Source organism: Janthinobacterium sp. MP5059B, assembly GCF_001758645.1.
Taxonomy (GTDB): Bacteria; Pseudomonadota; Gammaproteobacteria; order Burkholderiales; family Burkholderiaceae_D; genus Janthinobacterium; species Janthinobacterium lividum.
In genome coordinates, this window is record NZ_LRHX01000016.1 from 367,608 (window position 1) to 391,722 (window position 24,115).

A 24,115-nucleotide genomic window follows, 5' to 3' on the forward strand; every position below is an offset into this window, starting at 1 on the left:
GCTCCAGTGATTCTGGAGGTCCGGCAGAGTTAATTTTAGGCGTGATTGTACGCCCTAATGGGTGCGGTCAGGCAAAATCGGAGGCAGGCAGCGAGGTTAAGGCTGGGTGCCGGATGGGGCGGACTCACCCTCTGCCGCGCTGGCGAGCGGGGCAGGAGGCGTACCAACAATACGCAATTCGCGTTGCGGAAACGGTACAGTGACCTTATGTTCCTGCAAGGTGCGCCAGATGGCGCGGTTCACATTCGACTTCACGCCGCCGGTGCCGTTTTCCGGGTCCGCGATCCAGAAGCCGATCTGCACGTCGAGACCATCGGCGCCGAAACGCACGAGGGTGGCCGATGGCGGATTGCTTTGCGACACACGCGGCACCTTGGCCGTCGCCGCTTCCAGCAAGGGGAAGATGACATCGAGATCCGTTTCATAGCCCACCGACACGGCCGTCGACAGCCAGACCATGCGGTTGCTCAGCGACATGTTCTGCACGCCGCCGGAAATCAGCATTTCATTCGGCACGATGGATTCAACGCCATCGCCACCCAATAACACAGTATAGCGCGTATTGATTTGCGTGACCTTGCCCGTGAACTGGCCCACCGTGATCATGTCGCCGATGGTGAGGCTGCGGTCCAGCAGGATGATGAAGCCGGACACGAAGTTCGCGGCGATCTTTTGCAAGCCAAAGCCCAGCGCCACGCCGAAGGCGCCGCCAAACACGGACAGCACCGTCAGGTCGATGCCCACCAGCGACAGGCTGACCAGCACGGAAACGAGGATCAGCACGGCGCGGCCCATGCGCGACATCACCACGCGCAAGGAAGTGTGCAGGCCCTGCATTTTCATCAGGCGCTCGTCGAGCGAGGTGCCGGCCCACATGGCCAGCACCAGCAGCACGGCCACGGAAATAGCGGCTTGCAAGATGGCAGCCACGGACACCTTGTTGCGTCCCAGCGGCACGACGATGCTTTCCAGGAAGGTATGCAATTCCGGCCACAGGCCCGTGATGTACAGGGCCATGCCGGCCCACACCACGACTGTAAATATCTTTTCCAGCAGCAGCATGGTGGGACTGATGTCGCCATGGCGGGCAAAAATGCGGCGCAGCACATAAAACCCGAAGCGCACCAGCGCCATCGAGGTGCACAGGGGGATGGCAATGCTGAGCAGATTGACCGACTGGAACTTGGCCAGGAAATGCTGCGCAATGCCCAGCAGCATGGCCGCCAGCACGGGCGTCAGGATGCGGATAAAACTATCGGTGCGCTGCAAGGTTTCCGGCGTGGCCGGCGTGGCGGCCGCTTCCGCGCGCTGGTGCAGGAACACGCGCAACTGCCGCACCAGCAGCCAGCTCAGCGCCAGGCAGGCGACGATGACCAGCGCCTGCCACAGGATGGCCGGTTGACGGAAATCGTCGACAAAGTCAGTGATCAGGTTGAGCAGCGGGGTTTCGTTCATGGCGGATGGCGTCTGGAAGATGGTGCGGGGGAATAACCGGGCGGAGTGCCCACAGCTTGCGCCAGACAGGCTGGCGCAAGTGCATGGCCACCGCTGCGATGCTGCAGCGGCGGCCCGTGAGCCTTATTCGGCTGGTTCAGCGTCAACGTCGTCGGCCGGCTTTTCATCGGCGTAGACTTTTTTCGGCATGACCTTGCGTTCGAACACGGCGGCGAAGAAGCCATCGGTCTGGTGCAGATGCGGCAACAATTTCAGGTAGTCGCCCATTTCCAGCTCGATCTTCTGTTCGGCCAGCACTTTGCTCATCGGCACCAGGGTGAAGTCCGGATGGGCCGCGAGGAATTGCTCGGCGATAAAGTCGTTTTCTTCGTTCAGGAAGCTGCAGGTGGCATACACCAGGCGGCCGCCGCCCTTGACCAGGCGCGCCGCGCCGGCCAGGATGGCTGCCTGCTTGGCTTGCAATTCCACGATCGAGTTCGGCTGCTGGCGCCATTTCACGTCCGGATTGCGGCGCAGGGTGCCCAGGCCGCTGCACGGGGCATCGACCAGCACGCGGTCGATCTTGCCGGCCAGGCGCTTGATCTTGGCATCGCGCTCATGCGCGATCTGCACCGGATGCACGTTCGACAGGCCGCTGCGGGCCATGCGCGGCTTCAGCTTGGCCAAACGCTTTTCCGACACGTCGAATGCGTACAGACGGCCCGTGTTGCGCATCAGCGCGCCCAATGCGAGGGTCTTGCCGCCCGCGCCGGCACAGAAATCGACCACCATCTCGCCGCGCTTGGCGCCGACGATCTGCGACAGGATCTGGCTGCCTTCATCCTGCACTTCGATGGCACCGCTCTGGAACAATGGCAGGTTTTGCAACGATGGTTTCTTGATCACGCGCAAGCCCAGCGGGGCATACGGCGTCGGCGTGCTGAGGATAGGCGCTTCGGCCAGGGCCAGCATCACGTCCTCACGCGTGGCCTTGAGCGAGTTCACGCGCAAGTCCAGCGGCGCCGGTGCGTTCAGCGCATCGGCCAGCTTCATGGTTTCCGCTTCGCCGAACTGGGCGATCAGCTTGTCGAACAGCCAGGTCGGCATGTTGGCGCGCATATTCGACGGCATCAGGCTGCGGTCGATCTGCGTGATGCGTTCCAGCCATTCCACTTCTTCTTCCGTCAGGCCGCCCAAGGAGTCGGCGCCGACGGCTTCGGCCAGGCCGAGGATGGTCAAACGGCGCATGGTCGGGCCACTGCCCGCTTCGGCGAAGTCCGTGAAGAACGATTTGTTGCGCAGCACGGCATAAATGCCTTCGGCGATGGCGCCGCGTTCGCGCGAACCGAGGCGCGGATGATCGCGGAAATAGCGCGACAGGGTGGTGTCGGCCGGGGCCGTGAAACGTAAAATTTCGCGCAATACTTCTTCAGCATTGGCAAGTATCGCTGGTGGCAATCTCATTGTTATTCTTCCTGTAATATTTTATTGAGGGTCCACGCGGACCTGGCCATGCTCGACTGACAGTTTATCGTCAATGAACAGGCGGATGGCGCGCGGGTAAAGCAGATGTTCCTCTACCAGCACGCGCGCCGATAAGCTCTCTTCTGTGTCGCCTGGCAAGACGGGGACTTTCGCGCTCGCCACGGCCGGGCCATGATCGAGCTCGGCAGTCACGAAATGCACGGTCGCGCCGTGTTCCGTTACGCCCGCCTCGAGCGCCTGGCGGTGCGTCGCCATGCCCGGGAACAGCGGCAACAGCGACGGGTGGATATTGAGCATGCGCCCCGCGTAATGCTCGACGAAGGGCGGCGTCAGGATGCGCATGAAACCGGCCAGCACGACCAGGTCGGGGGCAAAGCCATCGATCACGGCTTGCAGCGCCGCATCGAACTGTTCGCGGCTGGCATAATCCTTGTTGGCAACGACTGCCGTCGCTATCCCGTGTTCCGCGGCAAAAACCAGTCCCTGGGCATCGGCCCGGTTACTGATGACGGCGGCAATACGGGCTGGCCATTGCTCGGCTTGCGCCGCGCGCACGACCGCTTCCATGTTGCTGCCGCGTCCGGAAATGAGGATAACGATATTTTTCATAGCGCGCATTGTACCCGCTATGGCGATGCGAATCTAGAAAGGCCGGTATTATTGTTGCGGCGCAACATGAGCGCCGGCGCGCCGCAGCCGCCCGAAAATGACGATTCTCACCTGCGCGGGAAGCCGGTTTGACGGCGCCGCGGCAAGAGTAAGTATTTACTCGAACGAATAGAAGACGCGGAACGGGACTTTCTTCTCGGCCCAGTAGTCGGCCGCGTCGCGGAACACGTCGAGCAGGATCTCGCGCGCTTCCTTGTCGAATTTTTGCGTATTTGGCAATTGCTCGAGCACCACCAGGAAACCCGTCTGCGTGCCGGCCTTGCACATGGTGTCCGTCAGGCACAGGCGCAGGGCATCAAAATTCTTCGCCAGGTTTTTCGGAAACAGGAATGCTTCTGCAATAATGCCGATGACTTGTTGTTTGGTCTGTCCAGCGTTGCAATGCGCATATAAAAAGTGCTGCCCGAGACGGATCGCCTCGTCTTGTAATTCGGTCACGCGAAAGGCACGGATGGACTGGACAAGGTTGGGCGGCACGGTTAGTAACAAACTCATTTTTCCCTCAAATCGACCTGTTATGTATGGATCTCTTCTAGCTGCTCTTCTTATTGCATCCCCGCACGCGGGTCAATGCGCACGCGGTGATTCGATCTGTATCAACTTTTATGCGATTCAGTGCGATTTTATATAAGCCATACGCGTATTAGGGTAACGTGTTGTCCTGCATGAATCAACCCGAATATGATGTCAAACGCAAGATTTGTTACAAACCGCTGGTTTCAAGTCATTTCAACATCTTGTATCGATTGAAAGTGCATGTTACAGACTGTGGGGCAAGGGGCTTGGGCTGTTACATTTTGTTGCCATGCGAAACACTTGTCCCCGTCTGGCGGGATTACTATAGTCCCAAGTTGTAAAAAATACCCTGAAAGATTCTCTACATAACGAGGTTACAAATGAACTTGCAAGCCAAATTGATGATGTCAGCCCTTTGTATCGGTGCATTGCCACTCGCCCAGGCCGCCGACTTTGAAGATTTCGGCAAGGTCGTGCGCGTCGTGCCGCAAGTGGAACAGATCAACCGTCCACGCCAGGAATGCCGCACGGAATACGTGCAAGTCCAGGCCCCGCCGCAACAGCGCAGCGCTGGCGGCTCCATCGTCGGCGGTATCGCCGGCGCCCTGCTCGGCAGCCAGGTCGGTGGCGGCAATGGCCGCACGGCTGCGGCAGCCGCTGGTGCGATTGCCGGCGCCGTCGTCGGCGACCGTGTCGACAACCAGAACAATTACCAGGGCGGCATGCAGGAACAAGCCGTCAAGCAATGCCGCCAGGTCGACCACTGGGAATCGCGCAACAATGGCTACCAGGTCACCTACGACTACCGCGGCCGCAATTACACGAGCATCATGTCCTACGATCCGGGCGAGCGCATCCGTCTGCGCGTATCCATCGAGCCTGCTCAACAGTAACGCCTGACATAAGCTGCTGCGCGTCGTTGCACAGCAGTTTAAAATGCCGGTCCCAGTCGTTCTCATGGGGCCGGCATTTTTTATGGCACCCCGGCGCGGGCTATAATGCGGCACACTTTCAGGCCGCCTTATGCTTATCAAACGAAAATCCATCGAACAAGTCGAATCCTCGCGCCCTGCGCGCAAGCCCCGCTATGCCCCTGTCACCCTGTCGGAAATGGATGGTGTGCGCTATCTGCATTTCGGCACGGAATGGGTACAGGGCGCCATGCGCATCCGCAAGCCGGACTGGCCGGAGCTCGAATACGCGCAACAGATGATGGCGTGGATGCTGTGGATCGAACAGCCGCAGCGCCTCGCCCAGCTGGGCCTGGGCACGGCCGCGCTGACCAAGTTCTGCTACCGCCAGTTCCCGCAGGCGCAGGTCGATGCCATCGAACTGAATCCGTCCGTCATCACCATCTGCGCCTCGATGTTCAAGCTGCCGCCCAACGACGAGCGCCTGCACGTGCGCGAGATGGATGCGCTCGACTACGTCAACGACGACGCCAACCACGGCACCCTGGACGCCCTGCAGGTGGACCTGTACGACGCCACGGCGCGCGGTCCCGTGCTCGACAGCGCCGATTTCTATTCCGCCTGCTGCGCCTGCCTGGCGCAGCACGGCATCATGACGGTCAACCTGTTCGGCGACCATCCCAGCTACGCGAAGAACATCAAGGCGATGAAGTTTGCGTTTGAACAGGTGATCTGCCTGCCGGAAGTCCATGATGGGAACGTGGTGGCGATCGCTTTCAAGACGAAAGTGGCACTCGATACGGAAGCGCAAGCCGCCTTGCTGGAACGGGCCAAGCAGATCGTCGCCGAGACCAAGCTGCCCGCCAAGACCTGGGTCAAGGGCATCGCCAGCACCCTGTAACCGCCAGCCTACCCACGCATGGCCGGCAGCCTGGAAAGGCACCGGCCATGCCCGCTTCCCCTCCTTCTCCCGATACGCCGCTGCAACTGCCGCAGCTGCTGGCCTGGCTGCAGGAAGACGGCTTGCTCGATGCAGCACAAGCGGCCGCCATCGACGCCCAGGCCGCCCTGCTGCCGGCACCCGCCCTGCATCCGCTGTGCAGCATCGCCCACGGCGCACTCACGCTCGATGCCCTGTGCGCCTGGCTGGCGCAACGCTCCAGCCTGCCGTATGTGCGCATCGATCCCCTGCACATCGATTTCAGCCAGGTGGCCGACGTCATGACGGCCGGCTATGCGGCCCGCTTCAACATCCTGCCCGTGGAAAGCACGCCTGAGCGCATCGTCATCGCCACGGCCCAGCCATATGCGCTCGCTTGGCAGGCACAGCTGGGAAACCTGGCGCCGCGCAAGCTGAGCCTGGTCATCGCCAACCCGCTGCACATCGCTGACGCCATCGCGCAATTTTTCAGCCTGGCCAGTTCCGTCAAGGTGGCCCGGCAAGCCTCCACGCAAGACCTGGCGCTGCGCCACAATTTCGAACAACTGGTGGAGCTGGGGCGCAACAAGAGCAGCCTCGACGCCAACGACCAGCACGTGGTGCGCATTGTCGACTGGCTGTGGCAATACGCGTTTGCCCAGCGCGCTTCCGACATCCATCTGGAACCGAAGCGCGACGCGGGCCTCGTGCGCCTGCGCATCGACGGCCGCCTGCACCAGGCCTATCAGTTGCCGCCCGTGGTATTGCTGGCCATGACGGCGCGCATCAAGTTGCTGGGGCGTATGGACGTGGTGGAGAAGCGCCGCCCCCAGGATGGCCGCATCAAGACGCTCAATGCGCAGGGGCAGGAAATCGAACTGCGCCTGTCGACCTTGCCCACGGCCTTCGGCGAAAAGCTCGTCATGCGCATCTTTGACCCGGAAGTGGCCGTCAAGAGCCTGGCCGAATTGGGCTTTCCGCCTGCGGATGCCGAACGCTGGCGCCAGCTGACGGCACGCACGCACGGCATCGTGCTGGTAACGGGCCCCACCGGTTCGGGCAAGACCAGCACGCTGTACAGCACCTTGAGGGCGCTGGCCGGCAGCGAAGTCAATGTATGCACGGTGGAAGACCCCATCGAAATGGTCGAACCGGCCTTCAACCAGATGCAGGTGCAAACCCAGGCCGGCATCGAACTGTCGTTTGCCGATGGCGTGCGGGCGCTGATGCGGCAAGATCCCGACATCATCATGGTGGGAGAAATCCGCGACCTGGCCACGGCCGAGATGGCCATCCAGGCGGCGCTGACGGGGCACCTGGTGCTGTCGACCCTGCACACCAACGACGCGCCCTCGGCCGTCATGCGCCTGCTGGAACTGGGCTTGCCCGCCTATCTCCTGGAAGCGTGCCTGGCCGGCGTGCTGGCGCAGCGCCTGTTACGCTGCCTGTGCCCCGGCTGCAAGCAGCTGGACACGGCTCCCGGTGCCGCGGCGTGGCAGCGCCTGACAGGCGGCCAGCTGGAGCGGCCGGCCGCCACGTACCGCCCCGTCGGCTGCGCCCTGTGCCGGCACAGCGGCTATCTGGGACGCGCCGGCATCTATGAACTGCTGGGCGTGACGGAAACGTTCGGCCAGCTGGTCAAGGCAGGCGCCGACCTGCATGCCCTGCGCCGCCAGAGCATCCTCGACGGCATGACGCCGCTGCGCATCGCCGGCGCGCGCAAGATCATCGATGGCACGACCAGCATCGACGAAGTGCTGAAGCTCACGGCAGCCCTGCATTAGCTGGCCAGCACTTTCTCACAGGAATGCTTTGCATTCTTTTTCAACTGATATATAATGCGGCCTCTTTCGGGTCGTTAGCTCAGCTGGTAGAGCAGCGGACTTTTAATCCGTTGGTCGCAGGTTCGAATCCCGCACGGCCTACCACGAATACAGCAGTACAGATCAGGGCTACCCGCTTCGGCGCGTAGCCCTTTTTTGCGCTTGCCGCCTACCCAGCTTAGCGCTTGCCGCTGGCATGCTCCAATGCAGCCACATCAGCCCTCCCGTCGGCCAGCCGCCCGCACACGAATGCCGACACATAGTTTTGGGTCGCCTGTCCATTGACGCCGACGCCGCGCTGCGGAAGGAAGTTACCGACCGGATAGGCACTGGCGATCTTGAAGAGCATTTCCCGCTCAAGCGGATACGCCTGGTCGTAGCGCATGATATTGCGATGCACGTTGTAGCCATTGTTATTGTTCATGTCTTGCGACAGGGGCTTGACCATCACGCGCCCCACGCCCAACTCTCTGGCCCGCATGGCAATGTCGCGCGCCAGCGACGTGGCAAAGGCATAGCGCGCCTGCTCGCCATCGCCTTCACACCAGAAGATGTCGAGCGTGACGCCATCGTAGCGATCGCGCACCATCAGGCGCTTGCGGCTGACGGTCGCCGCCACGTCGTGCGGCGCGGCTGACATGCCGGCCTTGAGCGGATTGAACTTCAGGGCGGAGAAGGCAGGGCCAACGTTGGTTTCGGCATAGGTATCGCGCTTGCCGCTGTCGTACAGGCGCCAGACGCGGATGCCGACGGCGGCCATGATATCGCCTATGTCGCCGCCTTTCGACAGTTCGTCGGCCAACACCAGCGCATAGGCGCTATGGCCCTTGCCGTCGTTGTCGGGCGTGCGGTCGCCGGCGGTGGTGGCGTACTGGATCAGCGTGTTCGGCCCGGTGCGGATCGACACGGCCTCGCTGTAGGTGACCTTTTCGTCGACCGGCACGTCGCGGCATTTGTCCAATGCCACGACGAGTGCCACATTCTTATCATCCGGCAATTTCTGCAGCATCTCGGCGACGTTGTTGGCATTCTTTTGCAGCAGTTTGAATTGCTCCAGGTCATCGTCCTTCCTGAATGCGGCATGATCCATCCGGAACAGCACCGGCACCGTGAACGCGTGGCCGTGATACTGCATGCCATGGCCGGAATAAAAGAGGAAGACGATCGATCCCTTGGGCAAGTCCGACAGGCTGCTGGCAAAGTCGGCGACACGGGCGTTGAAGGTCGCCTGGTCCACATTGCAATAGTCATGGATCTCGAACCCGAATTTGGCCAGCTGGCTCTTGACCAGATCCGAATCGCTGCAGGGATTCTTGAGGTCGGCAATGTAATCGCCCGATGGCGTGGGATCGAATTTCCCGTTCTTGTCGTAATCCCAGTTGCCGATCAATAAGGCGACACGCTTGGGCGGGCCGGATTGTGCCTGGCAGGGAAAGGCCAGCAGCATGGACACGGGGATACAGAGCAGGGCTAGGATGCGTTTGATCGGATGCACGATATCACTCCTCGGTTGGCCAGGGTGGATGCCGGGGCGGACCTAAGCGCTTTTCAGGCCACGCTCGAACAGCGCGGCCTCAAGCTCGCGCCGCAGCACGAGGCCGCGCATATTCGGCACGCCTGTCCACAGCCGCGCCATGGACCGCAACTCGGCGGGGATGGCATCGTAGGCTTCGTTGACCATGTGCTGGCGGATCATGCGCATCTCGCGATAGCGCGGGCCATCCTTGCGGAAGCTGGCACCGCGGTTGTAGACCAGCGACACGAGCGCGCCCAGGCTGTCATCGGACAGCTTGTCCGTGTTGGGAAGGCGCGCCAGCGTCAGCGCCACGTAGCGCGGCAACAGGCGCGTACGAAACTGCTGATCGGCGATATCCCAGGAAACCGCTACGTCGCGTACCTGCGCCAAGGCATCGCGGGCCTCTTCCCCCGTCAAACCACAGACCTTGCGTAATGTTGCCAGTTCGCCGTCAGCGAGCCGGGCCTCCCAGTCTTCGTTGAGCCAGTCGGCCGTGACGTATCCCAAATCATAGCCAATGCCTATCGTGACGCCCGACTCGCCGGCAGGCCAGATCGGCTGCTGGAACTTCGCCTCGTAGCGCGCGCGGTCGGTCACTTCGAAGGTGGTAATGAGCGTGATGGCGGCTTCCGAGATTGCCCGCGAAGACAAGGGAGTACGCGGCGCAATGGCCCGCGATTCGTACTGCTCGCCGAAGCCCTCGCGACTAGTGCGCGTCGCCTCAAGCAGCGACGGATCGTTGATGGCTTGCCGCAGCAAAGTATCGAATGCATCCGACTGCGCCAGCACCTTGCCGCCAGCGAGCAGGCCCAAGGCTCCCAGCGCGACCGCCGCGCCAACAAACTCTCGTCTGGAATGCATCGCATGCTCTCCTCTAGTGTCCGGCAAACATGGCGACACGCCACTTGCAGGAAAAACTATGCAGGATGGCGCGCAGCGCGCCATTGATGCACCTCAATATACAGATATTTATTATTTGAAAATACACAGTTTATTGCACTTGTGCTTGCTGTGTCAGTTCATGCTTTTTTGCTGAAGCCTAGCCGCGCATGGCAGTTATACTGGTGCATCCCATGCCGCTCCGGAAAGATACACCGTGAAACTTGCCGCCCTGCTGTCCCCCCATCTCCTGCTGTGCGCACTGCCGCTGCTTGCGCAGGCGCAAACGCCCATCGTGCTCGACGGCCAGTACAGCGCGCGCACGGACGAGATGAGCCTGCAAATCATCGGCAACCGCGTTTGCTTCGCGCCCGACAAGGCGCAGTGGGGCCGTTTGCCCCGCCCTGCCGCCACGCACGATGCGTGGTTCTGCTTTTCCAACGATGGCGAGGCGCGCCGGCTGCTGCGCGTGCCCGCGCGCCAGGCCGACAATTGCGGCTGGCAAGCGCGTGCGCGCATCGTCATCGACACCTATCAACCGTATGTGGAGCAAGGCGATGGCAACGACATGGCGCGCCTGGCGTCGGTGGTGAAGGTGGCGCAGCCAAACGCCATCGCCTGCGAGTAATCAGCCCAGTTCGTATTCCTGCAGATACCGGGCAAACAATTCCCCATCGGACAGCGGACACGCCAACCCTGCGCCCCAGTCGGCCAGCAGGAGCTGCTCTTTCAAGGGCAGCAGCATGAGTTCCGGCATGGCGTCGCTGCACCACAGGTCGCACACGATGCCGTCGTCGTCCAGGCCCGCAAACAGGGTCTCCGTCGTCTCGCCGCCAAAGGCCAGCACATTCTTGCATTCCACCCGGTAGCTGCTGTAGCCCGTGTAGACGGCGTCGTATGGCGGCAAGGCATCGGCCAGCGCCAGGCGCAACTGGTCCGCCGTGAGGCCCAGCACGCGCAGCGGCGATGGCGGCGCCTCGGGCACGTACATCTGCGTCCAGCCGGCGCCGCTGCGGTGCGCGTCGGCAAATGCCTGCTGCTCGCCCATCTGCGTCAGGCAGTGCTGCAAATTATCCAGCGGCAGCAGTTCGATCATGCAAAAATCATCTTCGTGGTAGTACGCTTCCCGCATGCTTCAATTCTCCAGCAAGCCGTGCAGTTGCACATTGCGCCGCGATGTCAGCAGGCCAGCCCAACTGTCGCTCGTCACGGACGGGTAACGCACTGCGCCAAAGTTCATCCACGCATCGCGGTATGCCAGCCACAGGCGCTGGGTGGCGCGGATGCCATCCTTGCCCACGGCGCCCGCATGGGTTTGCGCCGGCTTCTTCATGAGCTTGCCGTAGATGGCGTTGAGTTCCTTGTCGAGCGCCGCCGCCTGTTCTCTGGACATGCTGGCCGGCAGCTTGCCCGCTTCGTACTCGCGCAGATCGTGCGCCAGCAGATCAAGCTCGGCCGTGCGGGCGGCGATGCTCAGGGCGGCGCGGGCCGTGCCACTCAAGTCCGTTTCATTGGCCGCGCGCGCATCGGCAAACTTGCTTGCCGCCGCCTGCAGTTTTTGCAGCGACGCTTGCGCCGCTGCAGGCATGCTTGCGCTGACTTTGCCTGTCGCCTGCGTGCGCACGCGTTGTTTCTGGCGCGCATCGATGGCGCTGCACACGCCCATCATGTAGCCGCTGGTGATGTCGTCGCACAAATCGATCATGCCGCGTCCGCTGGCATTGATCTTCTGCAAGTGTTCGATGCGCCCTTGCATCTCGGCCGGCGCCGCATCGATGCTGCACGCGTACTTCAGCGCCAGCAACGGGTCTTTCTGCACGCCCTGCCCATTCTGGTACAGCATCATCAGGACAGCGCTGTTCTGCGTGGCCATGGCGCAATGGCGCGCAGGACGCCAGTCCGCCGGCTTGGGCGAGGACATACTCTTGGTATCGTAATACAGGTCTGTTGCCTGGCACTGCTGCAGCGATGCCACGGCGGACGGCGCCGGCAAGTCGGCAGGCGGCGGCGCCGCATCCTTGACCTTCAGGCAACCCGCATACCAGGCTGTGCTTTCCGCGTGACCCACGCCCATGGCACTGGTATTCGGGTACGGTGCGGGCGCCGCGGCAAAAACCGGGGCAGCCAGCAGGCAGCTCGCGCCCAGCAATATCGTTTTCAATAAGGGTAGACTAATTTTCATGGCCGGCCACAGGTAGCATCAGTAAAAGAACAAGTTTAACTGATCAGCCATGGCGCGCCCGCCCGATACGTGACCGTCCCACGTGGTAAGTAACGGTACACAGCCTTGGCAGTGCAGGAAACGATGGGCAATAATGTTGCCCGCTGTACTTTTTTCACTACCGGACCACGCCCATGACCTCACCCCGTCTTCGCCGTTCCCTCGGCTCCCTGCTGATCGCAGCGGCCTGCGCCTCGCTGGCAACGACCGTCCACGCCGCCGATACCAAGGCCACCACCCCAGTTGCCGCCACGCAAACCGATGCCAGGCACGCCATCACGCATGAAGACGTGTGGCTGATGAAACGGGTGGGCGCCCCTGTCGCCAGCCCGGACGGCAAGTGGGCCGTGTTTTCCGTGGTCGACAGCGCCTACTCTAGCCAAGACCAATGGTCCGACCTGTGGATCAAGTCCTTGCTTGACGACAGCCCCGCGCGCCGCCTGACGTTCTCCAAGGGCGGCGAAAGCGCCGTGGCCTGGTCGCCGGACAGCCGCCAGCTGGTCTTCGTTGCCAAGCGCGACGGCGACGAAGCGGGACAGATCTATCGCCTCGACGTGGCCGCTGGCGGCGAAGCACAGCGCCTGACCTCGCTCACCCTGGGCGCGCGCATGCCGAAATGGAGCCCGGACGGCAAGCAATTGCTGTTCATCAGCGATATCTATCCAGGCAACAAGACGGAAGCCGACGTCAAGCAAAGCGCGAAAGAGCGAAAGGAGCGCAAATACAGCGCCCGTTCGTATGAAACGACGGCGCCCCGCTATTTCGACAAATGGCTGACCGACAAGCAAGTGCGGCTGCTCATCGTCGACGCCGACGCCGCGGCACGAGGTGACAACACCGCGCGCGACATCCTGTCGGGCACACAACTGGTCACCCTGCCGGGCTTTGGCGGCGGCCAGGGCGACGAGGGACAATCGCTGGATGCCGTCTGGACGCCGGACGGCAAGGCCGTCGTCTTCAACGCGGCCACCAACCGCGATGCGGCCCAGCGCGAAGCCGTCTACTCCCAGCTTTACTTGCTGCCCGTGGCGGGCGGTGAAGCGCAGCGTTTGACGCAGGACAAGCACAGCTATGGCTCCCTGAAATTTGCGGCCGACGGCAAGACCCTGTTCGCCTTGAGCGACGCGCAAACGCCGGGCAAAGTGTATGACGTGAAACGCCTGGCCAGCTTTGCCTGGCCGCTGGTCAAGGCGGAGCCGACCATCCTGACGGCCAAGCTGGACCGTTCAATCTCCCGCTTCGTACTGCCCGAAGGCGGCAAGCGCGTCATCTTCAGCTATGAACATGCTGGCCTGGAAAAGCTGTACTCGATCGACGCCAGGGGTGGCGACGTGCGCGAGGAACCATCCTTGCCGACGGGTACCATCAACTCGCTGAGCAGCGGCGGCAAGGCCCTGGTGGGCGTGTGGGAATCCGCCATCAACCCGCCGGAAATCTACGCCTTCAACGGCAAGCAGCCGAAGCGCCTGACGACATTCAACACGGACAAGGCAAGTAAAATCGACTGGCAGGCGCCCGAGCACTTCTGGTTCACCACGGCCGACGGCCGCCAGATCCACAATATGCTCGTCAAGCCGGCCAACTTTGACCCGAACAAGAAATACCCGCTGTTTACCGTCATCCACGGCGGCGCGGCCAGCATGTGGCGCGACCAGTTCGTGCTGCGCTGGAACTATCATTTGCTGGCCAAGCCCGGCTATGTCGTGCTGCTGACCGACTACAAGGGTTCCACCGGCTATGGCGAGGAATTCTCGCGGGCTATCCAGTTCGATCCGCTGAAAGGCCCTGGCGATGAAGTCAACCAGGGCGTCGATGAAGCCATCAAGAAATATCCATTTATCGACAGCACGAAGCTGGCTGCCGGCGGCGCCAGCTATGGCGGCCACCTGGCCAACTGGCTGCAAGCGACCACCACGCGCTACAAGGCCATCGTCTCGCATGCGGGCGAAATGGACCTGATCATGCAATGGGGTACCAGCGATGGCGGTTTCGGCCGTGAAACCAATGCAGGCGGCCCCGTCTGGTCGAACCTGCCCGTGTGGCGCGACCAAAGCCCCGTCATGCAAGCGGGCAACCACGAAAAAGGCACGGGCTTTACCACGCCGATCCTGATCACCGTGGGTGAACTCGACTATCGCGTGCCGGCCAACAATGCGCTGATGAACTTTGCCGTGCAACAGCGCCTGAACGTGCCGGCGAAACTGCTGGTCTTCCCTGACGAAAACCACTGGATCTTGAAGGGCGAAAACAGCCGCTTCTTCTATAGCGAAGTCGAGGGCTGGCTGGCCAAATACTTAAAATAAGAACACCACAGAACAGTCCATGGCGGCGTTGCATTGCCTAGTCGTACTATTCGTACTGCCTTCGGCAATGCGCCTTGCCCTGAACGTGTTCTGAGGCGTTCTTGAAATCTTGAAAAAATGAAAAAGCCAGGCTCCGCTCACGCGGGCCTGGCTTTTTTCATGCGGGCTGGGCAGAGGCCACGGCCGCCTTCTGTCGCTGGATCGCCAGCACCAGCAGCGCGGCGACGAGGCAGGCGGCACCGGCCGCGAACAGGGCAGGATTGTAGGTCAGCATCAGGGTGCGGATGCGGCCCGCGCCGTAGGCGGCCACGGCGGCGCCCAGCTGGTGGCCGGCGAAGATCCAGCCGAAGACCATGCCCGCCCGCTCCCGGCCAAACGTGGCCCCCACCAGCTTCACCGTCGGCGGCACGGTGGCGATCCAGTCCAGGCCGTAGAACATGGCGAACAGGGACAGACCGTACAAGGTGAATTCCGAATACGGCAGCCAGAACAGCGACAAGCCACGCAAGCCGTAATACCAGAACAGCAGCTTGCGGTTGTCATAGCGGTCCGACAGCCAGCCGGACAGGATGGTGCCAAACAGGTCGAACGCGCCCATCATGGCCAGCACGGATGCGGCCGGCACGGCGGACAGGCCCGAGTCGCCGCACAGCGAAATGAAATGCGTCTGGATCAAGCCATTCGTGCTGAGGCCGCAGATGAAAAACGTGCCGAACAATATCCAGAAGGTGCGGTTCGCCGCCACGCTGCGCAGGATCATGAACGGCGTGGCAAACGTCATTGTCGCCGCCGGCGCCGCCACCAGGGGCGTGGCCGGGTCGGCGCCGTAGGGACGCAAGGCCACGTCCTGCGGGCGGTTGCGCATGCACAGGAAGGCCAGCACGGCGACGATGGCGCAGACGGCAAACACGGGCATGACGGCCGTGCGCCAGCCGTAGTGTTCTATCAGCCAGGCGCCCACGGGCAGGAACAGCAGCTGGCCCGTGGCCGAACTGGCCGTCAGCACGCCCACCACCAGGCCACGGTGCGTCTCGAACCAGCGGTTCGCCACCACGGCGCTCAAGACCAGCGCCGTCATGCCCGAGCCCAGACCCAGCAGGATGCCCCACAGGGCGACCAGGTGCCAGAACTGCGTCATGCGCGTGGCCAGCAGCATGCCCGCTGCGATCAGGCCCAGAGCCACGCAGATGACATTGCGCAAGCCGAAACGCTCCATCAGGATGGCGGCAAACGGGCCCATCAAACCGAACAGCACGAAGCGCACGGCCAGGGCCGAGGAAATCTGCTCGGCATCCCAGCCGAACTCGCGGCTCAAGGGCTGCATCAGCGCGCCCGGCAAACCCAGCGCGGCCGACGACGTCAAGGCGGTGAGGAAAGTAATGGCGACGATGACCCAGGCAAAGTGCACGCCGCGCCGCTCCAGCCATTGCGAAAAAGATAGGGAAAGCATGCCGTCCTCATGAGAAAAAGTGAATGCCGGTCAGCATCAGCCGACTGGATTTTTCCCATGTTATATTATGATCGTAATTTATACAATCAAAAAAAACTGGAGCCACACTGCTGCGTGCGGCTCCAGTCCCGGCTTTAACGCATCGACAGAATGCGGCTTACTTCACTTTCAAGCCATTCTTCACATCCGTCACGCCTTCCACGCCACGGGCCAGGTCGGCGGCTTTTTTCACTTGCGCCTGCGAAGGCACGAAGCCGCTGAGCATGACGACGCCGTTGACCGTTTCCACGTGTACATCGAGTGCCTTCAAGTCGTTGTCCTTGACGAGGTCAGCCTTGATTTTCGTCGTGATGACAGAGTCGGCCACGGCCGTCTTGGTGCTGCCGGCCGCATTGCGCGTCACGCAGGCGGCCTTGGCCGTCGCATCCATGGCATCGCAGTTTTCCTTCGTCGTGGCGGGAGGATTTTGCGCCACATTGGTGCCGGCCCTGGCGCCCGTTTTCGCGTCAGCCAGGGCCGCCGTTTTCGCCGCCTTGGCATCGGTCATGCACGTGGTTTTATCGGCCCCCGTGCGGTCGCCGCACTTGGCCTTGGCCAGGTCATACTCGGCATTGGCGACATCCTTGCGGGCCTTGCCCAGTTCGCGCGGCGTGTTGCGGTATTGCGCCACGGCGTCCGAATCGGCCTTGGCGCGCGCCACCTTGGCTTCCTCCACGCAGACTTTTTTCGCGTTGCCGCTGTGGGCGTCGCAGGCGGCCTTGGCCTGCTTGTAGTCGGCCGATGCCTTGTCCGTCAAACTCTTGTACGAGGCATCCTGCGCATACGCGGGCGTGGCGGCAAGCAGGGCGCTGGCACTGGCGGCCAGCATGAGTGCGATCATTTTGTTCATGATGGTTCCTCTCTGGTTAATTGATGCCCAGATTAGACCCCTGCCGCGCGCAAAGCTCCGTGCGACAGCACACGCTGACAGTCCATTCGCATAAAAATCATCGCTTATTTGTCGCCGCTCAAGCCCTTCCGCCACAATACTTGCGCCTGTTCAAATGGTGAAACGGACTCATCAAATGCACCCGCGCCAGCGGCCAGCGCCAGCCAGGCTTGCGTGGCGTGCGAACCGCCTGCGCCATCGCCGGCCGCGCGCACGCCGCGCATCCAGGCCAGCACATCCTGATACTGCCCGGGGTGGCGTCCATGCATCCACGCCAGGGCCACCAGATCCGCATAGCCCTCTTCGCGGCGCGTCTCGCGCAGTTCCTGCGCCAACGGTGTCAACTTGCTCCGCTGCATGCTGCGCGGTTCGACAAAGCCGCGCGGCAAGGCATGCCAGTCGCCCTGCGCATAGCGCCGGCAATGGCCGATCTCATGCGCCGTCATCGCTTCCATCATCAGGCCGTGGCGCGCAGCCGGCACGCCTTGCAGGACACTGTCCGCCTGCGCATTGCCGCGCAAGGACAGCACCAGCTTGCACCGCCCTGCCGCGTAGCCCAGCGCCAGCGGCACGGCGCCGGGGGCATCCTGCGGCTGCACGATGATATCGATGGGCAAGCCTTGCGCACGCGCAAACGCGATCACGGTTTGGCCCGCCTGCAGCCAGCGGGTTTCCAGGTCGGTGAGCTTGGCGGCAGCCACGGCGGACACAGGAGACAAAACGATGAGCAAGCTCATCAGCAAGAGCGGATTGGGCATGGGATCGGCGGGAAAAAGAGGATATACCGCTGCAGAGTAAGCGGTGAAAATATTTCCACAAGGAAAAACTGGCAACTTTTCATAAATAAAGACGAAAAAAAACGGCTCTGTCACCGGTAAATAGGGGAACTGCCGGAATCTTTCCTGGACTGTGTTGTCTGACTCTGCATAGTCACCATCCAGGGAGCAGCTCATGCAGGCAGCCGAATGGATCAGCTTTATCGCGCAGTTTGCGCGATTGAACCGGCGCCAGCGGCAAGCAGGAATGCTCCTGCTGCGTGGCGACGCGCCACCCGACACGACTATCGCGCTGCTGGAAAGTGTGGCGCAGCCGCGCTTGGCCTGTCCCGCCTGCCACTCGTCTCGCCTGCACCGGCATGGCCATGCGCACAGCCTGCAACGCTACCGCTGCGTGCCTTGCGGGCGCACATTCAATGCCTTGACGGGCACGCCGCTGGCCCGCTTGCGCCACAAGGCGCTGTGGCTCGATTATGCCGATTGCCTGCTGGAGTCCAGATCGGTGCGCCAGGCCGCTCAGCAGCTGGGGTTGCACCGCAACACCACTTTTCGCTGGCGCCACCGCTTTCTCAGCGTAGCCAGGACGGACCGGCCGCACGGTCTGCATGGCATTGCCGAGGCCGATGAGCTGTATGTACTGGAATCGGAAAAGGGATCCAGGCAGATGACGCGTCCGGCCCGCCGCCGAGGCGGACGTGCCCGCCAACGCGGCATTTCCAATGAACAGGTCTGTATCCTGGTGGCGCGCGACCGCACAGGCCAGACCCTCGATTTCGTCACGGGCAAAGGGGCGTTGACGAAGGCGCAGCTGCACCGTTATTTGTTGCCCGTCATCGACAAGGATGTTCTGCTGGTAACGGATGGCCATGCCGCCTACCGGGCGTTTGCCAGGGAGGCGGGCATCAGCCACCAGGCCGTCAACTTGCGCGCCGGCATCCGTGTGCAGGGTGCCGCCCACGTACAGAACGTCAATGCGTATCACAGCCGCTTGCGGCAATGGCTGGGTCCCTTTCACGGCGTGGCGACGCGCTACCTGCCGAACTACCTGGGATGGCGCTGGGTACTCGACGCCAGGCGCATCCGTTCACCAGAAACGTTATTGAAAGCAACGCTGGGAGCATTCCCACATCTGACGGTGACATAGCCAAAAAAACCGGCGCAGAGGCACCGGCTTTTCACACTGATAATACTCAAGGTCAGCTTATTTCTTCGCCGCCTTGTCCAGCGCGCGGGCCGTGACGAATTCCGGGCGGATATCGTTGGGCACGGCCTTCATCTTGTCGAGCGCCACCTGCACTTCGGGGCGGATCACCACGTACTTGGTCATCAGGTCTTTCGCGCGCGCATAGTCGCCCGTCGCCTCGATGGTCAGGAATTCACGGTCCAGGTCGATCACGGCCTGTTTGATCTTGCCAAAAAAATCGACGCCGAAACTTGCCGTCGCCCAGGGACACAAAGCCGCCCTTGTCGAGGATGTAATTCATCTGAATGGCCATGCCGCGCGCATGCGAATCCGTCAAGCCGAAATGCAGGGTGCGGAAACCGGAGGCAAGGAAAGTGTTGTACAGCTTGCGCTCGGCCGCCTCGCCCTGGCCCAGGGTGTCGTTCAGTTGCCCCTTGTCCATCATGTAGCGCAGCGCGAACAATCCCGTGATGTCGGCCTTGGCTTCCTCGATGGTCGAATAGGCTTCCTTCAAGTCCTGGCGCGGTGTCGATGGCTTGCCGTCGACCACGGTCGCATGCGGACCCAGGCCGTGCATGATTTCATGCGCGAGGATGTGCGTGAAGAAGGAATTGAAATCCACGTCCTGCTGCGCTTCGGGCGTCAGCACCAGTTTCGAGATCGGCGTCAGGGTGGCCTTGAACTTGGCCTCCTGCACATTCTTCAACATCACGCGCTTGGAGCCGCGCGCGCTGATGATGCGCTCGTCGTTCGGCAAGTTGTAGGCGGCCGTCTGCACTGCCATGTTGCCGTCGCCGGCGCCATATACCTGGTTGACCACCACCATCGGCGCCAGCGCGCCCACTTTCGGGTTGCGGTACCGGGCGTCGAGCGGCAGGTTGTCTTCCAGCTCCTGCATGTGCCTGGCGAAGAAATTGAGCTTTTGCGTTTCCGCCTGGTCGCGGATGTTCACGTAAGCTTCGAACGCGGCCTTGTAGCCGAACAGCTCGTCGTTATACGTCTCGTACGGGCCGATGGTGATGTCGACGGGCGAATCGAGGTCCATCCAGGCGAAGTCGGACGGCAGATAGTCGTTGTCGAGGAAAGCCTTGGCGCGCAAGGTCAGGAATTTCTTCAGGGATGCATTGTCCGTGGCGGCCGCCGCCTCGTCGAGCAGCTTGGCCAATTGCTTCAGTTCCACCTTGTATTCATCCGAATATTTTACTGTGTGGTATTTGCCGTCCTTGCCCGCGCGAATCGTCGTGAAGAACCATTGCGCCTGCTGCTTGTCGTCCGCCGGCAAGCCGTTCATCCACGTTTCCAGGCTGGCCTTGGTGGCGCCCTGCGGATAGAAATTGCCCGCTTCCGGCTTGTGCGCGGGAATGGCGATGCCGGCATAGCTGGCGGGCATGAACGAGGCATGGGCGTCGAGCACCGACCATGGTCCCTTGTTGATCCAGAAATAGTTCAAACGGGCCTGGCCCAGGGCCGACTTGTCTTTCTTCAGGGCTGCCCACAGCGCTTCATTGCCGGACCAGCGCTGGCGCAACTGCAGCACGTCGACCAGCTTGGCCGCTTCGACCAGCTTGGCGATGGCCTGGCGGTCGCCCGCGGACAGGTGCGCGACATCGGCCGTCAGCGCGACGGGCGCATAGCGCGCGCTCATGGCCGTCAGTTGCGCGGCGGTGGCCGGGGTTGCGGGTGCGGCCGCTTGCGTTGCGGCGCAGGCGCTGCCGACGGCGGCGGCCATCAGCAGGGGAATCAGGATGTTTTTCATGGGGCCTCGGTGTGTGGTTCACAGCAAGCAAGCGCCCCGCACCATCACGGCGCGGCCGCTTCCTTGTTCAGCCTGCGATTGTCCCACCTGCCCCATGGCATGGCAAGCGGCTTACCAGACCTTGTACACCTGCCCCGTCTGCGCCCCTTCCACGCTGCGGCTGTAAGCGAGCGCCACGCGGCTGGCGGCGACCGGTTCGAAGCCGTAGAAGAAGGGGCCATACGCTTCCAGCGATTCGGCCAGCACCGTGGGGCTGACGACATTGATGCGCACGCCGCGCTGCAGCTCGATGGCGGCGCCCCTTACAAAACCTTCCACGGCCGCGTTGGTCATGGTGGCGGCCGTGCCGAAGCGGATCGGCTGCTCGGCCACGATGCCGCTCGTGAGGGTGATCGAGCCGCCGTCGTTCAGGTATTCCTGCGCCACCAGCGCCACGTTGACCTGGCCCATCAGCTTGCTGTCCAGGCCCAGCTGGAACTGCTCGGGCGTGAATTCGGCCAGGGGGCCGAAATGCAGCTTGCCGGCCGTGACGACGACGGCATCGACCTTGCCGATGCGCTTGAACAGGGCGCGCACTTGCGCGATGTCGCCCATGTCGGCCTGGTGCGTGCCGCTGCGGCTGCCCACTTCGATGATTTCATGGCGTTGCGCCAGTTGGGCGGCGACGGCCGTGCCGATGGTGCCGCTGGCGCCGATGATGACGATTTTCATGCTGCTTCCTTGTGTGGGTTGAACGATGGAGCCAGTATGCGCCGCTTACAAAAAGGAATAAATACGCTAGAATTTACAAGATTACCAACCCAAAGTTTGCAATCAAGGCGCCATGGATAAATTGCGCAGCATGGAGATTTTTGTCGCCGTCGTCGATGCGGGCAGTTTCACGGCCGCCGCCGAGGCGTTCCGGATCTCGCCCGTGATGGTGGGCAAGCACATCAAATACCTGGAAGAGCGGCTGGGCACGCGGCTGCTGGCGCGCACCACGCGGCGGCAAAGCCTGACGGAAATCGGCCAGCAGTATGTGGAGCAGTGCCGCCAGATTTTGGCCAGCATCCATGCGGCCGAACGGGGCGCGGAAGCCATGCGCACGGCGCCGCGCGGCAAGCTGAAGATCACGGCGCCCGTGTCCTTCGGCAGCGAGTGCATCGCGCCGCTGCTGGCCGACTACCTCGATGCGTATCCGGAAGTGAGCCTGGAATTGAACCTGAACGACAGGACGGTGGACCTGGTGGAAGAAGGATTCGATGCGGCCATCCGCATCGGCAAGCTGGAAGATTCCGCCATGGTGGCGCGCGCGCTGCGGCCGTATGCGATGGTGATCTGCGCCGCGCCCGCCTACCTGGCCAGACACGGCACACCGCGCACGCCGGCCGATCTGGCGCGCCACGAATGCCTGGACTTCATGCAATGGACGCGCCATGTGCGCTGGCGCCTGGCCAGGAGCGGCGACGACGACGGCAGCCCCGTGCGCGAGAGCCGCTTCCGCTCGAACAATGGGCAGGCGCTGCGCGTAGCGGCCCTGCACGGCTTCGGCATCGTCATGCAGGCGGAAATCCTGATGGCCGGCGATATCGCCGCCGGCAGGCTGGTGCCGCTGCTGGCCGACTACGTGCCGGCGCCGCGCCCCATGCACCTCGTGTATGCGCGCGACCGCCAGCCCACGCCGAAACTGACGACCTTCATCGATTTTCTGCTGGAACGCTACGGGCCGGCGGCGACACCGCCGCCGGCCACGCTCACGTAACTAGTTGAATTGACTTACCATTTTTTGCTCATGGTTGACATTGCGACACCTGAGAAAACCGTAGCGAGCGGCAGTGATTTGTGGCCGAGAAGCGCAACCGTACTTTAGTACGGTGAGCATCGCCGGCCGCAAAGCGCGACGCGCAGTAGGTTTTATCTGGTGTCCTTCAATGCTGCCAGCCGGCACCTAAAGAGCGGGCCACGGCGACGGTCGCCAGCAGGCGCTGGGTCTTGATCTGCGCGGCGGCGCGGTCCGCGGCCAGCGAACTGCGCTGCGCGTCCGTCACGTCCAGGTAGGTCGAGATGCCGCGCTCGTAGCGCGTGCGCGCCACCAGGTAGGCGCGCGCCGCCGCTGCCTGCGACAGGGCCTGGGCGTCGCCCTGCAACTGGCGCTGCTCCACGTCGGACAGCGCATCTTCCACTTCGCGCAAGGCCGTCAGCAGCTTGGTTTCATGGTTCGCCACGGCTTCCGCATAGCGCGCCTTGCTCAAGTCCAGGTTGGCCTGGTTGCGGCCACCGTCGAAGATCGGCAGGGACAGGGCCAGCGGGCCAAAGCTGAACTGGCGCGAACCGCCCTGCGCCAGGTCGCGCAGCTTTTCGGACGCATAGCCGAAATTGCCCGTCAATTGCAGCGTCGGATAAAACGCGCCTTCGGCCACGCCTACTTGCGCATTCGCCGCGCGCAGGCCCGCCACGCTGGAAACCAGGTCAGGACGGTGCGCCAGCAGGCTGGCAGGCAGGCCGACAGGGATACCTGGCGGCAGCGGCAAGATGGATGGATCGGCGGCGACCGGCAATTGCAGCGCCGACGGCGGCTTGCCCGTCAGGGTGGCCAGGCTGTTTTCCAGCTGGTTGCGCTGGCGCTTGACTTCATGCAGGTCGGCCTGCGCGTTCGACAGTTCGACTTTCGCGCGCGCCAGGTCCAGCTCATTCGTCAGGCCCGCGTTGAAGCGCGCCTCGACCAGCTGCGCCGATTCGCGGCGCGTATCGAGCGCACCATTCAGGATCGCCATTTCCGCATCGAGGCCGCGCAGCTGCCAGTAGTTGCTGGCCACTTGCGCCGACAGCATCAGCAGCACGCCGTCGCGGTCGGCCTGCGCCGCCAGCGCCTGCGAATCGGCCGCTTCGACCATGCGCTTGACACGCCCCAGCAAGTCGACCTCGTACGACAGCGTGCCACCCACGGAAAAATTGTTGCCGCTGATGGAGCGGTTGCCCAGGGCCAGGCCCTGCGAGGTGTTGGCCGAGGTGCGCGAGTTCGAGATGCCCGTGCTGACGTTCACGCTGGGCCCCTGGTTCGCACGCGCCGTGCCGCTTTGCGCCAGCGCCTGCAGCAATCGCTCGCCAGCCGCTTTCACGCTCGGGTTGTCGCGCAGCGCGGCTTGTTCCAGCCGGTTCAGGGTGTCGTCGCCGAACACGTTCCACCATTCGGCCGGCAATTGCGCGGCGTCCGCGCTACCCGCGCCATGGCGGAACGTGGCCGTGTCGATGCCGGCCAGATTGGCGGGCGCCTTGAAATCCTGGCCCACGGTGCCGCAGGCGGCAAGCAGCACGGCCAGCGAGGCGGCTGCGGCGATTTTGGTCATAACTGTGTTCATGATGTGTA

At 62.6% G+C, this 24,115-nt stretch carries 22 protein-coding genes and 1 tRNA gene; 8 read left to right on the plus strand and 15 right to left on the minus strand.

Translation table 11 applies throughout. From position 1 onward, the window contains the following. Positions 1 to 96 precede the first annotated feature (96 nt). From JAB1_RS18735 to JAB1_RS18750, 4 genes are all read right to left on the minus strand, one after another. Entirely contained in the window at positions 97 to 1,455 is a 1,359-nt protein-coding gene (locus JAB1_RS18735) for a mechanosensitive ion channel domain-containing protein (RefSeq protein WP_034785139.1), read from the minus strand. Between the two features lie 123 nt (positions 1,456 to 1,578). Further along, positions 1,579 to 2,898 carry an RsmB/NOP family class I SAM-dependent RNA methyltransferase gene (locus JAB1_RS18740; RefSeq protein ID WP_070281345.1) on the minus strand — a complete coding sequence of 440 codons (1,320 nt, stop codon included), beginning with the start codon at positions 2,896 to 2,898 and terminating at the stop codon, positions 1,579 to 1,581. A 21-nt stretch (positions 2,899 to 2,919) separates the two neighbouring features. Further along, positions 2,920 to 3,528, minus strand: a complete 609-nt coding sequence (gene purN, locus JAB1_RS18745) for a phosphoribosylglycinamide formyltransferase (protein WP_034785137.1) — start codon at positions 3,526 to 3,528, stop codon at positions 2,920 to 2,922. A gap of 156 nt (positions 3,529 to 3,684) precedes the next feature. Beyond that, positions 3,685 to 4,083, minus strand: coding sequence for a barstar family protein (locus tag JAB1_RS18750; RefSeq protein ID WP_070281346.1), 399 nt, complete (start codon positions 4,081 to 4,083; stop codon positions 3,685 to 3,687). Positions 4,084 to 4,484: 401 nt separating this feature from the next. Between JAB1_RS18750 and JAB1_RS18755 the strand changes: the two genes are divergently transcribed. The 4 genes from JAB1_RS18755 to JAB1_RS18770 all read left to right on the plus strand — a co-directional run bounded on the left by JAB1_RS18755 (position 4,485) and on the right by JAB1_RS18770 (position 7,862). After that, on the plus strand, positions 4,485 to 4,997 hold the full coding sequence (locus JAB1_RS18755; RefSeq protein ID WP_034785134.1) for a glycine zipper 2TM domain-containing protein: 513 nt from the start codon (positions 4,485 to 4,487) through the stop codon (positions 4,995 to 4,997). Positions 4,998 to 5,127: 130 nt separating this feature from the next. Then, positions 5,128 to 5,916: a spermidine synthase gene (locus JAB1_RS18760; RefSeq protein WP_070281347.1), complete on the plus strand. Its 789-nt coding sequence runs from the start codon at positions 5,128 to 5,130 to the stop codon at positions 5,914 to 5,916. Between the two features lie 47 nt (positions 5,917 to 5,963). Beyond that, positions 5,964 to 7,718 (plus strand): GspE/PulE family protein, encoded by a 1,755-nt coding sequence (locus JAB1_RS18765; RefSeq protein WP_070281348.1) that lies wholly within the window; start codon positions 5,964 to 5,966, stop codon positions 7,716 to 7,718. Between the two features lie 68 nt (positions 7,719 to 7,786). After that, positions 7,787 to 7,862: transfer RNA gene (locus JAB1_RS18770), tRNA-Lys, on the plus strand. 73 nt (positions 7,863 to 7,935) lie between these two features. Here the strand turns inward: JAB1_RS18770 and JAB1_RS18775 are convergent. Next, a complete protein-coding gene (locus JAB1_RS18775) occupies positions 7,936 to 9,204 on the minus strand; it encodes a caspase family protein (RefSeq protein ID WP_070281349.1) in 1,269 nt (422 codons plus the stop codon). A gap of 90 nt (positions 9,205 to 9,294) precedes the next feature. Further along, the gene (locus JAB1_RS18780; RefSeq protein ID WP_139144605.1) at positions 9,295 to 10,134 is read right to left on the minus strand and encodes a hypothetical protein; all 840 of its coding nucleotides are present in this window, start codon (positions 10,132 to 10,134) and stop codon (positions 9,295 to 9,297) included. Between the two features lie 235 nt (positions 10,135 to 10,369). On the opposite strand from JAB1_RS18780, the gene JAB1_RS18785 reads away from it, so the two are divergent. Continuing rightward, positions 10,370 to 10,780 (plus strand): hypothetical protein, encoded by a 411-nt coding sequence (locus JAB1_RS18785; protein WP_070281351.1) that lies wholly within the window; start codon positions 10,370 to 10,372, stop codon positions 10,778 to 10,780. Here JAB1_RS18785 and JAB1_RS18790 read toward each other — a convergent pair whose 3' ends face one another. Further along, positions 10,781 to 11,248: a hypothetical protein gene (locus tag JAB1_RS18790; RefSeq protein WP_139144606.1), complete on the minus strand. Its 468-nt coding sequence runs from the start codon at positions 11,246 to 11,248 to the stop codon at positions 10,781 to 10,783. It lies immediately after the preceding gene. Positions 11,249 to 11,287: 39 nt separating this feature from the next. Then, positions 11,288 to 12,334, minus strand: coding sequence for a lysozyme inhibitor LprI family protein (locus JAB1_RS30130; protein ID WP_083299812.1), 1,047 nt, complete (start codon positions 12,332 to 12,334; stop codon positions 11,288 to 11,290). A gap of 173 nt (positions 12,335 to 12,507) precedes the next feature. Between JAB1_RS30130 and JAB1_RS18800 the strand changes: the two genes are divergently transcribed. Next, positions 12,508 to 14,676 (plus strand): S9 family peptidase, encoded by a 2,169-nt coding sequence (locus JAB1_RS18800; RefSeq protein ID WP_070281354.1) that lies wholly within the window; start codon positions 12,508 to 12,510, stop codon positions 14,674 to 14,676. Positions 14,677 to 14,833: 157 nt separating this feature from the next. Here JAB1_RS18800 and JAB1_RS18805 read toward each other — a convergent pair whose 3' ends face one another. The 3 genes from JAB1_RS18805 to JAB1_RS18815 all read right to left on the minus strand — a co-directional run bounded on the left by JAB1_RS18805 (position 14,834) and on the right by JAB1_RS18815 (position 17,812). Next, positions 14,834 to 16,126, minus strand: coding sequence for an MFS transporter (locus JAB1_RS18805; protein ID WP_070281355.1), 1,293 nt, complete (start codon positions 16,124 to 16,126; stop codon positions 14,834 to 14,836). 157 nt (positions 16,127 to 16,283) lie between these two features. Continuing rightward, a complete protein-coding gene (locus tag JAB1_RS18810; RefSeq protein WP_070281356.1) occupies positions 16,284 to 17,015 on the minus strand; it encodes a BON domain-containing protein in 732 nt (243 codons plus the stop codon). 104 nt (positions 17,016 to 17,119) lie between these two features. Continuing rightward, positions 17,120 to 17,812, minus strand: coding sequence for a hypothetical protein (locus JAB1_RS18815; RefSeq protein ID WP_070281357.1), 693 nt, complete (start codon positions 17,810 to 17,812; stop codon positions 17,120 to 17,122). Between the two features lie 193 nt (positions 17,813 to 18,005). Here JAB1_RS18815 and JAB1_RS18820 point away from each other — a divergent pair, with 193 nt between their 5' ends. Next, positions 18,006 to 18,974: an IS1595 family transposase gene (locus tag JAB1_RS18820; RefSeq protein WP_070281358.1), complete on the plus strand. Its 969-nt coding sequence runs from the start codon at positions 18,006 to 18,008 to the stop codon at positions 18,972 to 18,974. Between the two features lie 57 nt (positions 18,975 to 19,031). Here the strand turns inward: JAB1_RS18820 and JAB1_RS30360 are convergent, their stop codons facing one another. The 3 genes from JAB1_RS30360 to JAB1_RS18830 all read right to left on the minus strand — a co-directional run bounded on the left by JAB1_RS30360 (position 19,032) and on the right by JAB1_RS18830 (position 21,480). Next, positions 19,032 to 19,226 (minus strand): hypothetical protein, encoded by a 195-nt coding sequence (locus tag JAB1_RS30360; protein ID WP_254672163.1) that lies wholly within the window; start codon positions 19,224 to 19,226, stop codon positions 19,032 to 19,034. Continuing rightward, the gene (locus JAB1_RS18825) at positions 19,207 to 20,769 is read right to left on the minus strand and encodes a hypothetical protein (protein WP_254672164.1); all 1,563 of its coding nucleotides are present in this window, start codon (positions 20,767 to 20,769) and stop codon (positions 19,207 to 19,209) included. The genes JAB1_RS30360 and JAB1_RS18825 overlap by 20 nt, the downstream gene beginning before the upstream one ends. Positions 20,770 to 20,880: 111 nt before the next feature. After that, positions 20,881 to 21,480 carry a short chain dehydrogenase gene (locus JAB1_RS18830; protein WP_070281359.1) on the minus strand — a complete coding sequence of 200 codons (600 nt, stop codon included), beginning with the start codon at positions 21,478 to 21,480 and terminating at the stop codon, positions 20,881 to 20,883. A gap of 112 nt (positions 21,481 to 21,592) precedes the next feature. Here JAB1_RS18830 and JAB1_RS18835 point away from each other — a divergent pair, with 112 nt between their 5' ends. Next, positions 21,593 to 22,510: a LysR family transcriptional regulator gene (locus tag JAB1_RS18835; protein ID WP_034786568.1), complete on the plus strand. Its 918-nt coding sequence runs from the start codon at positions 21,593 to 21,595 to the stop codon at positions 22,508 to 22,510. 166 nt (positions 22,511 to 22,676) lie between these two features. Here JAB1_RS18835 and JAB1_RS18840 read toward each other — a convergent pair whose 3' ends face one another. Continuing rightward, complete coding sequence (locus tag JAB1_RS18840; RefSeq protein WP_083299865.1) at positions 22,677 to 24,107, minus strand: efflux transporter outer membrane subunit; 1,431 nt, start codon at positions 24,105 to 24,107, stop codon at positions 22,677 to 22,679. Between the last annotated feature and the right edge of the window lie 8 nt (positions 24,108 to 24,115).